The sequence below is a fragment of the Pseudomonas sp. BW16M2 genome (assembly GCF_014268865.1).
Taxonomy (GTDB): domain Bacteria; phylum Pseudomonadota; class Gammaproteobacteria; order Pseudomonadales; family Pseudomonadaceae; genus Aquipseudomonas; species Aquipseudomonas peradeniyensis.
Genome location: NZ_JABWRI010000007.1, coordinates 69,213 through 84,956 on the forward strand (window position 1 = coordinate 69,213; position 15,744 = coordinate 84,956).

Genomic DNA, 15,744 nt, shown 5'->3' on the forward strand with positions numbered 1-15,744 from the left:
GCTAATGGAGACAGGGCTAAAGTTAGTCCTGTAAACAGCGAGGAAACAGAGGCTGTTTAGATAAGCACTGTTGCGCAAAAAGTAATGATCACAGCAAAAACACTCAGACTTTTACCGCAAACCCGCGTAGTTGAGCGTTCGGCAAGTTGATACCGAAGGTATTGGCCCCGGCTTCGCTGTGCACGAAAACACTGCCGCCGTGCATCAGGGCGATCGCCTTGACGATGGCCAGGCCCAGTCCGTGGTTGCCGCCGCCGCTGTTGGCGCGGGCCGCATCCACCCGGTAGAAGCGCTCGAACAGCATCGGCAGGTGCTCGTCGGCAATTGCCGGTCCTGGGTTGCTTACGGCGATGCTGACCTGTTCCTCGCCCGCCTCGATGCGCACCTGGATCACCTGGTGCGGCGCGGTGTGCTGCACGGCGTTGTTTAGCAGGTTGATCAGTGCCCGGCGCAGCTGGGCCTTTTCGAAGCAGGCTTGGGCGTCGCCGCTGACGCTGACGCTGACCTGGGCGTCCTCGAGGATGTAGTCGAGGTAGTCGAGGGTGGTGGCCACTTCCTCGGCCAGCGAGGCGCTGGTCAGCGAGGTGGCCTTGCTACCCTGGTCGGCGCTGGCCAGGAACAGCATGTCGTTGATGATGCTGCGCAGCCGCTCCAGCTCCTCGAGGTTCGATTGCAGCACCTCGAAGTAGTGCTCGGCGCTGCGCCCACGGGTCAGGGCGACCTGGGTCTGGCCGATCAGGTTGGTCAGCGGCGAGCGCAGTTCGTGGGCGACGTCGGCGTTGAAGGCCTCGAGTTGCGAATAGGCCTGGCTGACCCGGTCGAGGGCGGCGTTGAAGGCACCGGCGAACTGCGCCAGCTCCGGCGGCAGGTCGCGGGTCTGCAGGCGGCCGTCCAGGCGTGGCGGGGCCAGGGCCTGGGCTTCGTCCGACAGCGCCAGCAGGGGCCTGAGGCCGATGCGCGCGACCCAGTAGCCGAGCAGCGAGGCCAGCAGCACGCCGAAGGCGGCCAGGCCGACGATGGCCACCAGCAGGCTGTGCTGGGCCTGCCAGAAAGTCTCGGTGTCGATGCCGATCAGAAAGCGCAGCGGCGGGCGCTCACCCAGCGCCGGCAGTTCGCTGACCAGCACCTTGTACGGGTAGGGGCTGTCGCTCAGGCGCAGGTCGCGCATGCCCGGCGCGCCCTCGGCGAAGCCGCGCACCTGCTCGGTGGGATGGCCGTACTCGAAGGCCGGGTTGCTGCTCACCACCCAGAAGCGGATGCGTCGGTCTTCCTCGCTGAGCAGGTTGAGCTTGTTGTTGATCTTGGCCCAGTGCTCGGGGGTGCCGTAGCGGTTGAGGGTGGATTCGAGCACGCTGAAGCGCGCGTCCAGTTCGGCGGCTGGCAGCAGGTCGAGGCTGCGGTCGACCTGGCGGTACAGGGCGCTGCCGATCAGCACGAACACGGCCAGGGCCACCAGGGTGAACAGGGCCGAGAGGCGCAGGGCGATGGAGTTGCCGGGTTTGGCACGCAAGAGGTTCATGTCCGATTGCCCGTCGGAGGTTCGTGGGAGCGGGCTTGCCCCGCGAACACCGGCCAAGCCGGTGCCATCCACCGCAGCGTCTGCATCGCGGGGCAAGCCCGCTCCCACGCCATGTACGTAGTGAGCGCGATATCGCGCAGCTTATCCACGGTGCTCCAGGACATAACCCATGCCTCGAATGGTATGCAGCAGCTTGTTGTCGAACGGCCCGTCGAGCTTGGCGCGCAGGCGCTTGATGGCCACCTCGACGACATTGGCGTCGCTGTCGAAGTTGATGTCCCAGACCAGCTCGGCGATGGCGGTCTTGGACAGGATCTCGCCCTGGCGCCGGGCCAGCACGCTGAGCAGCGAGAACTCCTTGGCGGTCAGGTCCAGGCGCGATCCCGCGCGGGTAGCCTTGCGCGCCATCAGGTCGATCCACAGGTCGGCCACCTGGATCTGCAACGGTTCATGAATGGCGCTGCGCCGGGTCAGGGCCTGCAGGCGGGCGACCAGTTCAAGGAACGAGAACGGCTTGCCCAGGTAGTCGTCGGCGCCTTCGCGCAGGCCATGGATACGGTCCTCGACCCGCTCGCGGGCGGTGAGCATGATCACCGGCGTCTGCTTGCGCGCCCGCAGTGCGCGCAACACGCCATAGCCATCCAGGCCCGGCAGCATCACGTCGAGCACGATCACCGCGTAGTCGCCTTCCAGGGCCAGGTGCAGACCGTCGATGCCGTCGCGGGCCAGGTCGACGGTGAAACCCTGTTCGGTGAGGCCGCGATGCAGGTAGTCGGCGGTTTTCTCTTCGTCTTCGATGATCAGCACACGCATGGTCTTGTCTCAACTGGCGATCGGCGCGGGGGCGGCAGCGGCCCGGCGGCGGTGGAACAGGCGCTCCAGGGCCAAGTATATGACCGGGGTGGTGAACAGCGTCAGCGCCTGGCTCACCAGCAGGCCGCCGACCACGGCGATGCCCAGCGGCTGGCGCAGTTCGGCGCCGGTGCCGAAGCCGAACATCAGCGGCACCGCGCCGAGCAGCGCGGCCAGGGTAGTCATGATGATCGGACGGAAGCGCACCAGGCATGCCTGGCGGATCGCCTGCTCGGGCGTCATGCCCTGGTGGCGCTGGGCGTCGAGGGCGAAGTCGATGAGCAGGATGCCGTTCTTCTTGACGATGCCGATCAGCAGCACCACGCCGATCAGGCCCATGATGGTGAAGTCCTGGCCCATCAGCCACAGCAGGATCAGCGCGCCCAGGCCCGCCGAGGGCAGGGTGGAGATGATGGTCAGCGGGTGCACGAAGCTCTCGTAGAGCACGCCGAGGATGATGTACACCGCCACCAGCGCGGCGAGGATCAGGTACGGCTGGCTCGACAGCGAGCTCTGGAACGCCTGGGCCGCGCCCTGGAAGTTGCCGGCGATGGAGTCGGGCATGCCCAGCTCGCGCTGGGTGCGTTCGAGGATCTGCACCGCATCGCCCAGGGCTACGCCGGGGGCCAGGTTGAACGACAGGTTGGCCGCCGGGAACAGGCCGTCATGGCTGATCGACAGGGGGCCGGTGCTGGGCGGCGCGACATGGGCCAGGGCCGACAGCGGCACCATCTCGCCGGACAGCGGCGAGCGCAGGTAGAAGTAGTTGAGGCTCTCGGCCTTGCCGCGCTGGCGGGCGTCCAGTTCGAGGATCACCTTGTACTGGTTGGTCTCGGTCTGGAACTCGCTGATCTGGCGCTGGCCGAAGGCGTCGTACAGCGCCTGGTCGACGTCGGTGGTGGTCAGGCCGAAGCGCGCTGCGGCCTGGCGGTCGATGTCGATGCGGGTGACGCTGGCGCCCAGTTGCAGGTCGTTGGACAGGTCGCGGAACGCCGGATTTTCGCGCAGGCGCTCGGTCAGGCGCTGGGTCCACAGGTTCAGGGCCACGCCGTCGTTGCTCTTGAGCACGTACTGGTACTGGGTGCGCGAGGGGCCGGAGCTGAGGTTGATATCCTGCCCGGCGCGCAGGTAGAGGACGATGCCGGGGATCTGCATCAGTTTCGGGCGCATGCGGTCGATCCATTCACTGGCCGAGACGTCGCGTTCGCCACGGGGCTTGAGGGAAATCCAGAAGCGACCGTTGGCGATGGTCTGGTTGCTGCCGGTGACGCCGACCGAGTGGGAGAAGGCGCGCACCGCAGGGTCGGCCTCGATGATCTTCGCCAGGGCCTGGTGTTTCTCGATCATGGCCGGGTAGGAGACATCCGCCGCCGCCTCGGTGGTGCCGAGGATGAAACCGGTGTCCTGCAACGGGAAGAAGCCCTTGGGGATGGCCACGTAGCCGGCCACCGCCAGCGCCAGGGTCAGGCCGAACACGCCGAGGGTGATGCGCCGGTGCGCCAGGGCCCGGTCCAGGCCCTTTTCGTACCAGCGCACCAGGCGCTGGCCGAGGCCACCGTGCTGCTCCTCGGGCGGGCGGCGCATGCACAGCGCGGCCAGGGTCGGTGCCAGGGTCAGCGAGACCACCACCGAAATCAGGATGGTCGCGGTGGCGGTCAGGGCGAATTCCTTGAACAGCCGACCGACCACGCCGCCCATGAACAGCAGCGGGATGAACGCGGCGATCAGCGAGAAGCTGATCGACACCACGGTGAAGCCGATCTCGCCGGCGCCCTTGAGCGCGGCGGTGCGGATGTCGTCGCCGGCCTCCAGGTGGCGGTGGATGTTCTCCACCACGACGATGGCGTCATCCACCACGAAGCCCACGGCGATGACGATGGCCACCAGGGTGAGGTTGTTGAGGCTGAAGCCGAACACGTACATCAGCGCGCAAGTGGCGATCAGCGACACGCCGAGCACGCTGGAGACGATGAAGGTCGCCGACCACTGGCGCAGGAACAGCGCCATCACCCCGATCACCAGGGCCACGGCAATCATCAGGGTCAGCTCCACCTCGTGCAGCGAGGCGCGGATGGTCTGGGTGCGGTCCTGCAGCACCGAGACATCGACCGCCGCCGGCAGCATCTCCTGCAGGCGCGGCAGGGCGTCGAGCACCCGGTCCACGGTGTCGACGATGTTGGCGCCGGGCTGGCGGAAGATCACCAGGTTGAGCCCCGGCCGGTCGCCGGACCAGGCCTTCACGTAGGCGTTCTCGGCGCCATCGATCACCTTGGCCACATCGGCCAGGTGCACCGGCGCGCCGTTACGGTAGCTGACGATCAGTTTGGCGTAGTCCTCGGGGTGGAACAGCTGGTCGTTGGCGGCAAGGGTCGACACGCTGTGCTCGCCATACAACGCGCCCTTGGCCAGGTTGAGGCTGGTCTGCTGGATGGCCAGGCGGATATCGGCCAGGGTCAGGCCGATGGCGGCGAGCTTCTCGGGCTGGGCCTGCACGCGGATGGCCGGGCGCAGCTGGCCGGTGATGTTGATCAGGCCGACCCCGTCGATTTGGCTGAGCTGGCGGGCCAGCAGGGTCTCGGCGTAGTCGCTGAGCTCATTGCCGGGCATCTGCGTCGAGCTGACGGTGAGGATCAGCACCGGGCTGTCGGCCGGGTTGACCTTGCGCCAGGTCGGCGGGCTGGGCATGTCCTGGGGCAGGCGCGCGGTGGCGGTGTTGATCGCCGCCTGGACTTCCTGGGCGGCGGTGTCGATGTTCTTGTCGAGGGTGAACTGCAGGATCAGGTTGGTCGAGCCCAGGGCGCTGCTGCTGGTCATCTGGGTCATGCCGGGGATGGCGCTGAACTGCACCTCCAGGGGCGTCGCCACCGACGAGGCCATGGTTTCCGGGCTGGCGCCGGGCAGCTGGGCGGTGACCTGGATGGTCGGGAAGTCGGCCTCGGGCAGGGGCGCCACCGGCAGGCGCGGGAAGGCGATGGCGCCCAGCAGCACCAGGGCGAAGGTCAGCAGCAGGGTGGCGATGGGGTGGTCGATGCACCAGGCCGAGACGCCGTTGCGGGTGTTCATGGCTGGCTCCTGCGGTCGGCCATCTCCGCCGGGGCGGGGGCGTCGGGCGTGACCTCGACGGTGCTGCCGGGCTTGAGCCGCGACTGGCCGTCCAGCACCAGGCGGTCGCCGGCCTTGACCCCGGCGATGACGTTCAGCGTGCTGTCCTGGTACACCACCTTGACCGGCACGGCGCTGACCTTGTCGCCGTCCAGGCGATAGACGAAGTGGCCGTCGATGCTGCGTTGCACCACCGGTGGCGGCACCACCAGGGCGTCCTCGTCCACCGCCGTGCGCAGGCGTACCGTGACCAGTTGGCCGGGCCACAGGCGGCCGTCCTTGTTGTCGAACTCGGCCTTGACCCGCACCGTGCCGGTGGTGGCCGAGACCTGGTTGTCGATCAGCATCAGGTGGCCCCTGGCGAGCAGGCTGCGTTCACCGTCGGCGTCCATGTACGCCTCGACCTCGGCGGCGGTGGGCGATTTCAGTAAGCCCTGCAGAACGGGGAGCTGCTGCTGAGGCAGGGCGAACTCCACGGCTATCGGGTCGATCTGGGTGACGCTGAACAGGCTCTGGGTGTCGCTGGTGCGCACCAGGTTGCCGGGGTCGACGTTGCGGATGCCGACGCGACCGGTGACCGGCGAGCGGATCTGCGTGTAGCTGAGCTGCACCGCGGCATTGTCGATGGCCGCCTGGTTGCCCTTGAGGGTTGCCTGCAACTGGTTCACCAGGGCCTGCTGCTGGTCGAGGGTCTGCTTCGACACGCCGTCGTCGGTGCTCAGCAGCTGGTAGCGCTTGAGGTTGACGTTGCCCACCTGCAACTGCGCCTGGGTCTGGCCGAGCTGGGCACGGGCCTGGTCCAGGTTCGCGCGGATCGCCCGGTCGTCGAGGGTGGCCAGCAGGTCGCCCTGGCTGACCCACTGGCCTTCCTTGACCAGCACCTGGGTCAGCACGCCCTCGACCTGGGGGCGGACCTCGACGCTGTGCAGCGACAGTACCGAGCCGATGGCGCTGAGGTAGCGAGGCACGTCCTGCTGGGTCACCGCGACCACCCGCACCGGGATCGCGCTGGCGGTGCGGCTGGCCGGGGCCTCTTGGCGTACACCCAGCCAAGTGCCAACGGCGGCCAGCAGGACCAGGGCCAGGGCGGCGAGAACGAGGGAGCGGGACGGACGTCGCATCGGGGCGGGCACCTTGACCAAGGGGCTGGGAAAAAGATTCGGCTATTGCAGGGTTATAGCGCGCCGACCGGGTCGGCAGCGTGACGCCTGGCTGTCACGGCTGTCAGTTTCGGCGGGTTGATGGCCAAGTGCCAATATCCTGCCATGGATCAATATTGCACCGACGTTTGCCCCTACAGTCGTACGCCCTGCCGATTTCCCGTACAACAACGAGAGCCTCCGATGAAGTGCAATATGCCTGTTACCGGTCGCGAAGTGGATTACCCCGGCGACGCCAACATCCTGTCCACCACCGACCTGGACAGCCGCATCACCTATGCCAACGACGATTTCCTGCGGGTCAGCGGATTCTCCCGCGAGGAACTGCTGGGCAACGCCCATCACATTGTCCGCCATCCCGACATGCCGCCCCAGGCGTTTGCCCAGATGTGGCAGGCACTCAAGGCCGGTCGTTCGTGGATGGGGCTGGTGAAGAACCGCTGCAAGAACGGCGACCACTACTGGGTGAGCGCCTTCGTCTCGCCGATCAGCAGCGGCGGGCAGGCGCTGGAGTACCAGTCGGTGCGGACCAAGCCCGGGGCCGAGCAGGTCGCGGCGGCCGAGCGCTGCTATGCGCGTCTGCGCGAAGGCCGGCGTGGCTGGCGCGAGCGCTTGCCGGTGCTGGAGTTGGGTTCGCGCTTGTCGTTGGCGGTCGGTGCCGTGCTGGCGTTGGTGCTGGGGGCCGGGCAGTGGTGGCTGGGGGCGCCGCTGCTGGAATCGCTGGTAGAAGTGGCGGCGGCGGCAGGCCTTAGCAGTCTGGCGATCCTGGCACTGCTACGCCCCTACGAGCGGCTGCGCCAGCAGGCCCAGGCGATCGCTGACAACCCACTGAGCCAGCAGTTGTACACCGGCCGGGGTGATGGCCTGGGGCAGATCGAGTTCGCCATGCGCATGCTCAAGGCGCAGCTGGGGGCGGTGGTCGGGCGCATCGGCGACACCTCGTCACGTCTGGCCGGGCATTCCGGCTCGCTGGTCGAGGCCTTGCACAGCAGTCACGCCAACAGCCTGGAGCAGCAGAGCGAAGCCGACCAGGTGGCCACCGCGATCCACCAGATGAGCGCCAGCGTCGCCCAGGTGGCCAGCAGCGCGCAGATGGCGGCGATGGCCGCCGACCAGGCCGAGGACGAGACCCAGTCCGGCCACCAGTTGGTCGACCGCAACCGCTGCGCGATCCAGGACCTGGCCGGCTCGCTGGTCGAGGCCAGCGAGGTGATCCATCAGCTGGAGAACCACAGTAGCGAGATCTCCGGGGTGCTCGATGTGATTCGCGGCATCGCCGAGCAGACCAACCTGCTGGCGCTCAACGCCGCCATCGAGGCGGCGCGGGCCGGCGATCAGGGGCGTGGCTTCGCGGTGGTCGCCGACGAGGTGCGCGGCCTGGCCCAGCGCACCGCGCAGTCCACCCACGATATCCAGCGCATGATCGCCGCCCTGCAGGACGGCGCCCGCGCGGCGGTGCAGGTGATGCAGCAGAGCAGCGCCCATGCCGGGCACAGTGTCGAGCAGGCGCAGCTGGCCAGCGATGCGCTGGACAGCATCAGCGTGCGGGTCAACCAGATCAACGAGATGAGCCTGCAGATCGCCGCGGCGGTGGAGCAGCAGAGCCAGGTCAGCGAGAACATCAACCGCAACATCACCAGCATTCGCCAGGCCAGCGAGGCGACGGTCAGTGTCGGGCAGCGCAGCCATAGCAGCGCCAGTGACGTGGCGGACCTGGCCAAGGACCTGCGGCGACTGGCGGATGAGTTCTGGCGGCGGTGTCAGTGATTGACTGAGTTGTCAGTGCCGGCCCTATCGCGGGGCAAGCCCGCTCCCACAATGTTGGCCTCGAAGCCTCGAAGGGGCCGGGCGTGGGAGCGGGCTTGCCCCGCGATTGGACCTAGCTAGAAACCGATGAACGCGTAGTAGACCGGCGCTTCGCCCGTCACCTGCAGGCGGTGATCCTGTAGCTCGGTCGCAAGCGCCTCGTCCTGCACATGCACCACCCACGGCCCATCGACCGCTGTTGGCGACTGTTCCAGCACCGCAGCGAACGCTGCCATGTCCGGCAGCCACGCGGTAAACCCGTTGCCCTTCAGCGCGCTGGTGGTCATCCCCAGCGCCTGGCAGATCGCCACCTTGGCGGCGATATCGTCGCGGTCCGCCTGGCGCGAGGCCTCGATCAAGGCGCGCAGCCCCTCATCCACTGGCAGGCTGCCATGAATCAGCTCAGGCCCTTGTTCCCAAGCCTCGGGCGGGCAGTCCTTGTTTTCCGGCCGCAGCGGCAGGTGTGGGTTGATTTCCGCCGGGTAGATGCGACAGACCAGCGGCCGGCTTTCATAGATGCCGCACAGGTCGTTGTCGTCAAGGTTGCGGCAGCGCCCCGGGTTGAAGGCGGCGAAGGTGACCGATACGTGTAACTGCCCAGCGCCACAGGGCACCGGGAACGAGCGGCGCAGCACATGCTCGCGCTGGTCCGCCAGCATGCCAGGGCCATCGGCAATGAACCCTTCGATCAGCACCACCACCTGGCCGCCGGAAGCCGCCCACTGGCGGGCCTCGGCAAGCGTCAGCGGCACATGATGGCCCGTGCAGCATTTACCGCAGCCGGTGCAGGCGAAGCGAATACTGTCGCTCATCGCTTGCCGGCTTCCCATTCGCTGGTGAAGGCTTGCTGGCGTTGGCGGTCGTAAAGGCACAGCTCGGTACCGGTGCGGTTCTGCATGTGCTTCTGGGGGTAGGTGCCCTCGATCAGCAGCGCGCTGTAACCGACCTGGTCGTCGAACTCGGCGGGTTTGCCCAGGGCGTGGGCATCCTTGAACTGGCTGGCGGCCAGGCAGGCCTTGAGCATGTGCTGGCGCTGGTCGCTCCAGGCTTGTGGCGTCGAAGCTTGGGCGGAAACGGTTAGTAACGAAAGGCTAAGCAGTATCGAACGTAGCATGGGGCATGACCTCAACAAGAGAGGGAATTATGCCTTCCCATTGGCGCAACGCAAATTGCGAATTTTCCTACATTTTTAGCGGAAATCTGAAACTTTATTAGCAACCATTGCTCGCGCTGGAAAGAGGATGATTCGTGGCTATACCTGTAGGGATTCGAAAGCCAATGGGTAACTGTGAGGTCATGGAATGCGTTTCGAGGGATCATTCGCGCAGTTGAAGGAGCGCCTGGAAGTATTGGCGCAGGTTGGATCATGGAAAGAACTTAACCCGAACCAGTATGAATTTCGCGCCCGTAGCGGTGGTGTGATGTCTTGGTATCCGGGCACGGGTGAACTGAGTTTTCAGGGGAAGCCGGAGTCGTCCCGGGAACTGGAGCAATTGGTAAGAGGGGTACTGTCACAGGCGGGTGTGGCTCTGTCTGACGCCAGGCCGCTCATGGAGAACCTTGCGCACGCTCCTGAAGTTATGAATATGTCCTTCCTGGATGATTCCTATGCGGATTCCGAGCTGGTTCTTGGACTTGTCGGGGCACTGGGAACTGACCTGAAAGTGGTGTGCCAAATAGTCGAGGAACGGCTCAAGGCGTTTCGCTATACCTCACACGTCATTCGTATATCCACTGATGTTATTGCAAAGATCGGGAACGTTCCGGATACCCAGGATCGCGCTGAGCGTATCGACAGGTACATGTGTGAAGGTAATCGGTTAAGGGAGGCGTCTGGAGATAATTCGATACTGGCGTTGGGCGCTGCTGTCGCCATCAGCCAATTGAGAGCTCAGGAGAGTCAGGCGGAGCCTGGTCGAAATGCCTATCTGATCAACTCTCTGAAAACACCGTTTGAGGTGCAGCGATTACGTAAGATCTATGCCGGGGGCTTCTTCCTGATCGGGGTGCATGCGGACCATGAACGTAGAAGTCGCTATCTTCTCGATGACTTACGATTGACCGAGGAGCAGGCGGCGGATCTGATTTCACGAGATGAAAACGAAAAGGAGGCCTGCGGGCAGCACACCCGCGACACCTATCATTTGTCTGACTTCTTTGTCAGCTATGACGGGAATCTTGATGCCCTCAAGAATCAGGTCTGGCGGATTCTGGATCTGTTGTTCGGAAAACCCTACGTTACCCCCACCTTCGATGAGTATGCGATGTTCATGGCTTTTTCTGCCTCACTGAGGTCCGCTGATCTGTCGCGTCAGGTCGGTGCTGTACTGACCAAGCACGATTGCATCATCGCAACAGGGGCTAACGATGTACCCAAGGCAGGAGGCGGTCTGTACTGGCCTAGCAAGAATGATGCTCATGAAATTGTGGATGAGGAGGATGGAAGGGACTACAAGCGAGGCGAGGATTCCAATGCCATACAAAAAAAGGAAATAATAGAAAATATTATTCGTTCACTGCCCGAACATTGTCGGGATGAAGTGGCGCCCTTGATAAGAGATAGTGGAATAAAAGATATCACCGAGTATGGCCGGGTTGTTCATGCGGAAATGGAAGCGCTGTTGTCATCTTCACGGATGGGGGTAAGTGCGGTCGATAGCACGTTGTATTGCACCACCTACCCTTGCCATAACTGCGCGAAGCACATCATCGCCGCGGGTGTTGATCGTGTGGTGTATGTCGAGCCCTATCCAAAGAGTAAAGCGCAGAAATTTCATTCGGACTCGATTTCCCTGGAGCGGTCGCGTAAAGGGGTATTTTTTGATGCCTTCATCGGCGTTGGACCAAGAAGTTTCTTTGATCTGTTTTCCATGAATCTGGGCAGTGGCTACGCTGTCATACGTAAGACCGAGGATGGTCAAGCGGTTGACTGGACTGCAGCAAATGCTAAATTGCGAACCCAGATGCAGCCTTGCTCATATATCGATCGCGAATATATGGCCGGGTATACTTTGTCAACGTACTTGTAGGGTGATTCCGATGAGCGGAAGTAAAGAGGAATTTCTTCGTTATCTCGATGAGTGCCGCGAAAAGGTCCAGCAATGGCCGGTCTGGAAGCGAGAGGCTGTAAAGGCTCCGAACCGAGAGCCAGTTGTTTTCAGGGAGGCTTCGCAGACCCGCCCTCAGTCGACGAATAGCCGCTGAAACCTCAGAGCCATGCACTCGCATGGCTCTTCACGCTCTGGCTTTCAGCGCTCTTCGAACACCACCGCCCGCGCCGCCGTCACCAGGCAGTTGGTCAGCTCCGGCGAGGAGAACTTGGTCAGGATCGCATTGGCCCCCGCCAGCTTGGCCTTGTCGCCGCTCATCGCACTGTCCAGCGAGGTGTGCAGCAGGATGTACAGATGCTGGAAATCCGGGGTTTCGCGCAGAGTACGGGTGAAGGCGAAGCCATCCATCTCGGACATCTCGATGTCGGAGACAATGATGTTGATCTCCCTGTCGGTGCCTTGCAGCTCCAGCAAAACGTTGATCGCATCCTTGGCACTGCGCGCGGTATGGCATTCGATGCCGAGGTTGCGCAGGGTGTGCACCGACTGCTGCAGCGCGACCTGGCTGTCGTCCACCACCAGGATGTTGGCGGCGGCCAGCAGGCTGGCGTCCTCTTCGCTGACTTCGCCCGGGTGCGGCTCGTGCTGCGGCGGGGCGATGCCGTGGATGACCTTCTCGATGTCCAGCACCTGCACCAGGGTGTTGTCGACCCGGGTCACGCCGGTGATGAACGAGCGGTTGCCCGAGCCGTAGGGCGGCGGCTTGATGTCGGTGCTCAGGCAATGGACGATGCGGCTCACCGCCTGCACGTGCAGGCCTTGGCGCGAACGGCTGATCTCGGTGACGATCAGGCAGCCGCCGTCTGGGTCGGCCAGGGGCATTTCGCCGATGGCGCGGGACAGGTCGATCACCGACAGCGAGTTGCCGCGCAGGGTGGCGACGCCTTTGACGTGTGGGTGGGCCTCCGGCAGCTTGGTCAGCGGCGGGCAGGGGATGATCTCGCTGACCTTGAGCAGGTTGATTGCCATCAGCTTGCCGCTGCGCAGGGTGAACAGCAGCAGGGACAATGAGTCCGCGCGGGCTTTTTGCGTGGCCATGGGCAACCTTCGGTTCGAAATGGTGGAGGATGCCGGGTTATCGGCTTTTTGGCGTCAGGCTTTAGCTTAGTTTGCTATTTGCAATCCATCGCGGGGCTAGCCCGCTCCCACAAGGTATGCGCTGTCTGCGTGGGAGCGGGCTAGCCCCGCGATGGCGTTTTCAGCGCAGTCCCAATCGCTTGGCCAACCGGCTCAGGTTGGCCCGGTCCAGCCCCAGCTCCCGCGCCGCGGCGGCCCAGTTGTCCCCATGACGATTCAGGCAGGCTTCGACGATCTGCCGCTGATAGTCATCCACTGCTTCGCGCAGTCCACCCTCGGGCAACGGCGCATCGACCGACGGCACCTCGGTTTCTACCTGTAGGGCCGGCGCCACATTGCGCAGGTCGAGGTCGGCCGCTTCCAAGGTGAGAATCTTCGGCCGCTGCCCGTGTTGCCCCAGCGCCTTGAGCGCCGAACGGCCGATCAGGTGCTCCAGTTCGCGCACATTACCCGGCCAGCCATAGGCCAGCAGCGCGGCCTGGGCGTCGGTGGACAAGCGCAGGCTGCCCAGCCCCAGGCGCGAGCGGTTCTGCTCGAGGAAGTAGCCGGCCAGCAGCAGCACATCGCGACCCCGCTCGCGCAGCGGCGGGACTTGCAGTGGATACACGCTCAGGCGGTGATAGAAGTCGGCGCGGAAGTGGCCACTGCGGACTTCCTCGGCCAGGTCGCGGTTGGTCGCGGCGATCAGGCGCACATCCACCCGGTGCTCGCGATCCGAGCCCAGCCGCTGCAGCTGCCCGCTCTGCAGCACCCGCAGCAGCTTGGCCTGCACTGCCAGGGGCAGCTCGCCGACCTCGTCGAGGAACAGCGTGCCGCCGTTGGCCAGCTCGAACTTGCCCCGGCGTTCGCCGTGGGCGCCGGTGAAGGCACCGCGCACATGGCCGAACAGTTCGCTTTCCACCAGGGTGTCGGGCAGGGCGGCGCAGTTGAGGCTGACCAGCGGTTTGTCGGCGCGCTGGCTGGCGCGGTGCAGGGCCTGGGCCACCAGTTCCTTGCCGACGCCGGTCTCGCCGGTGATCAGCACGGTCAGGTCGCTGCCGCCGACCAGGCGAATCTCCTCGACCAGGCGTTTGTGCGCCTTGCTCTGGCCAATCAGTTCGCGGTCCTGGCCGCTGGCCTGGCGGTACACCTCGGCGCGTTGGTGTTCGTCCTCGGCGCGCAGGGCCAGGTGCTCGATGCGCTCGGCCACGGTCACCGTGGCGGCGGCCAGGCTGGCGAAGGCCTGCAGGGCGTCGAGCTCCAGGCTCTGGAACTGGCCGGGGGTGAGGGCGTCGAGGGTCAGCAGGCCCCAGGGGCGCTCGTCGACCATCAACGGGCAGCCCATGCAGTCGTGGACTTCGAGGTCGACATGCTCGGCATTGACCAGGCCGTCATAAGGGTCGGGCAACTGGCTGTCGCTGGCGAAGCGGGTCGGCTCCGGGCGACTGAGGAGAATTTTGAAGCGCGGATGCTCGCTGACCTTGAAGCGCCGTCCCAGGGTGTCTGGCGACAGCCCGTCCACCGCCAGCGGCACCAGCCACTCACCGTCCAGGCGCAGCAGCGCCGCGGCATCGCAGGGCAGCAGGCCGCGCATGGCGTCGAGCAGGCGGCGGTAGCGTTCCTGGTCGGGCAGGTCGCAGGAGAGGTCGCTGACCAGGGGGAGGAGGGCGGTGAGCAGGGGCTTTGCAGTCATATGGACTCCTGTTGGTCGTAATGACTATACGCCTGAGTGTGTCTTTATGACACTGATGTGCTCAAGACCCTGATTTTATTGGTGTTTAAAGTTGGCACGATTGCTGAAAAGCCTTACGCAACCATTCGAAGCCAAAGGCTCAGGAGTTGTCGCAATGCTCAATGCCGAACAACGTGCAATCATCAAGGCCACTGTCCCCCTGCTGGAAAGCGGTGGCGAGGCCCTGACCACCCACTTCTACAAACTGATGCTCAGCGAGTACCCCGAGGTGCGCCCGCTGTTCAACCAGGCCCACCAGGCCAGCGGCGACCAGCCGCGCGCCTTGGCCAACGGTGTGCTGATGTACGCCCGCCACATCGACCGGCTCGAGCAGTTGGGTGGGTTGGTCGGGCAGATCATCAACAAGCATGTGGCCCTGCAGATCCTCCCCGAACACTATCCGATCGTCGGCAGCTGCCTGCTGCGCGCCATCGAGGAAGTGCTGGGCAAGGACATCGCCACCCCTGAAGTGATCGCCGCCTGGGCCGCCGCCTATGGCCAGCTGGCCGACATCCTGATCGGCGCGGAAGAAAACCTCTATAAAGAGAAGGAGCAGGCTGCCGGCGGCTGGCGCGGTACCCGTGAATTCCGCCTGGTGCGCCGCGAGCAGGAAAGCCGCGAGATCGTCTCGTTCTACTTCGCCCCGGTCGATGGCCAGTCGGTGCTCAAGGCCGAGCCGGGCCAGTACATCGGCCTGCAACTGTTCATCGATGGCCAGGAGCAGCGCCGCAACTACTCGCTGTCGGCCCTGTGCGACGGCGAGCAGTACCGCATCAGCGTCAAGCGCGAGGCGGGCGGCAAGGTCTCCAACTACCTGCATGACGGGTTGATGGTTGGCGATACCCTGCAACTGTTCCCGCCGTCCGGTGACTTCACCCTGGCCGCCAGTGCCAAGCCGCTGGTGCTGATCAGCGGCGGCGTGGGCATCACCCCGACCCTGGCGATGCTCGAGGCGGCGCTCAAGACCGAGCGTCCGGTGCACTTCATCCACTGTGCGCGCAATGGCGCGGTGCATGCGTTCCGCGACTGGATCGACGGCCTGGCGGCGCGTCATCCGCAGCTCAAGCGTTTCTATTGCTACGCCGAGGAAGACGGCAGCCAGGTCGCCGACGCCGTGGGTCTGCTGGACCAGGCGCTGCTGGGCGAGTGGCTGCCGCGTGAGCGTGACATCGATGCCTACTTCCTCGGGCCGAAGGGCTTCATGGCCGCGATCAAGCGCCAGCTCAAGGGCTTGGGCGTGCCGGAAGGGCAGAGCCGTTACGAGTTCTTCGGGCCGGCGGCGGCTTTGGAGTGAAACGCTGAGCCCATCGCGGGGCAAGCCCGCTCCCACGCTGAACCAGGTAGTGCTGGCGTGGGAGCGGGCTTGCCCCGCGACTCATCCCAATCGCTGCGGTTCGGCGTTCTGTC

Annotated in this window: 11 protein-coding genes; 3 read left to right on the top strand and 8 right to left on the bottom strand. The window is 64.9% G+C overall.

The genetic code is table 11. From position 1 onward, the window contains the following. Positions 1-103: 103 nt before the first annotated feature. The 4 genes from HU735_RS09015 to HU735_RS09030 all read right to left on the bottom strand — a co-directional run bounded on the left by HU735_RS09015 (position 104) and on the right by HU735_RS09030 (position 6,594). Positions 104-1,519, bottom strand: a complete 1,416-nt coding sequence (locus HU735_RS09015) for a heavy metal sensor histidine kinase (protein ID WP_186713209.1) — start codon at positions 1,517-1,519, stop codon at positions 104-106. Positions 1,520-1,660: 141 nt separating this feature from the next. Continuing rightward, the gene (locus HU735_RS09020; RefSeq protein ID WP_028689812.1) at positions 1,661-2,332 is read right to left on the bottom strand and encodes a heavy metal response regulator transcription factor; all 672 of its coding nucleotides are present in this window, start codon (positions 2,330-2,332) and stop codon (positions 1,661-1,663) included. 9 nt (positions 2,333-2,341) lie between these two features. Next, the gene (locus tag HU735_RS09025; RefSeq protein ID WP_186713210.1) at positions 2,342-5,434 is read right to left on the bottom strand and encodes a multidrug efflux RND transporter permease subunit; all 3,093 of its coding nucleotides are present in this window, start codon (positions 5,432-5,434) and stop codon (positions 2,342-2,344) included. Beyond that, positions 5,431-6,594, bottom strand: a complete 1,164-nt coding sequence (locus tag HU735_RS09030; protein WP_186713211.1) for an efflux RND transporter periplasmic adaptor subunit — start codon at positions 6,592-6,594, stop codon at positions 5,431-5,433. The genes HU735_RS09025 and HU735_RS09030 overlap by 4 nt, the downstream gene beginning before the upstream one ends. 222 nt (positions 6,595-6,816) lie before the next feature. On the opposite strand from HU735_RS09030, the gene HU735_RS09035 reads away from it, so the two are divergent. Beyond that, a complete protein-coding gene (locus HU735_RS09035; protein ID WP_186713212.1) occupies positions 6,817-8,400 on the top strand; it encodes a PAS domain-containing methyl-accepting chemotaxis protein in 1,584 nt (527 codons plus the stop codon). Positions 8,401-8,516: 116 nt separating this feature from the next. Here HU735_RS09035 and HU735_RS09040 read toward each other — a convergent pair whose 3' ends face one another. Next, a complete protein-coding gene (locus tag HU735_RS09040; protein ID WP_186713213.1) occupies positions 8,517-9,251 on the bottom strand; it encodes a YkgJ family cysteine cluster protein in 735 nt (244 codons plus the stop codon). Beyond that, the gene (locus HU735_RS09045; protein WP_050703793.1) at positions 9,248-9,553 is read right to left on the bottom strand and encodes a hypothetical protein; all 306 of its coding nucleotides are present in this window, start codon (positions 9,551-9,553) and stop codon (positions 9,248-9,250) included. The genes HU735_RS09040 and HU735_RS09045 overlap by 4 nt, the downstream gene beginning before the upstream one ends. A 187-nt stretch (positions 9,554-9,740) precedes the next feature. On the opposite strand from HU735_RS09045, the gene HU735_RS09050 reads away from it, so the two are divergent. After that, positions 9,741-11,468, top strand: coding sequence for an anti-phage dCTP deaminase (locus HU735_RS09050; protein ID WP_186713214.1), 1,728 nt, complete (start codon positions 9,741-9,743; stop codon positions 11,466-11,468). Positions 11,469-11,687: 219 nt separating this feature from the next. Here HU735_RS09050 and HU735_RS09055 read toward each other — a convergent pair whose 3' ends face one another. Next, on the bottom strand, positions 11,688-12,587 hold the full coding sequence (locus HU735_RS09055; protein WP_050703794.1) for a chemotaxis protein: 900 nt from the start codon (positions 12,585-12,587) through the stop codon (positions 11,688-11,690). A 160-nt stretch (positions 12,588-12,747) separates the two neighbouring features. Further along, entirely contained in the window at positions 12,748-14,298 is a 1,551-nt protein-coding gene (norR, locus tag HU735_RS09060; protein ID WP_186713215.1) for a nitric oxide reductase transcriptional regulator NorR, read from the bottom strand. A 154-nt stretch (positions 14,299-14,452) separates the two neighbouring features. Between norR and hmpA the strand changes: the two genes are divergently transcribed. Continuing rightward, a complete protein-coding gene (gene hmpA / locus HU735_RS09065) occupies positions 14,453-15,631 on the top strand; it encodes an NO-inducible flavohemoprotein (RefSeq protein WP_186713216.1) in 1,179 nt (392 codons plus the stop codon). Positions 15,632-15,744 lie beyond the last annotated feature (113 nt).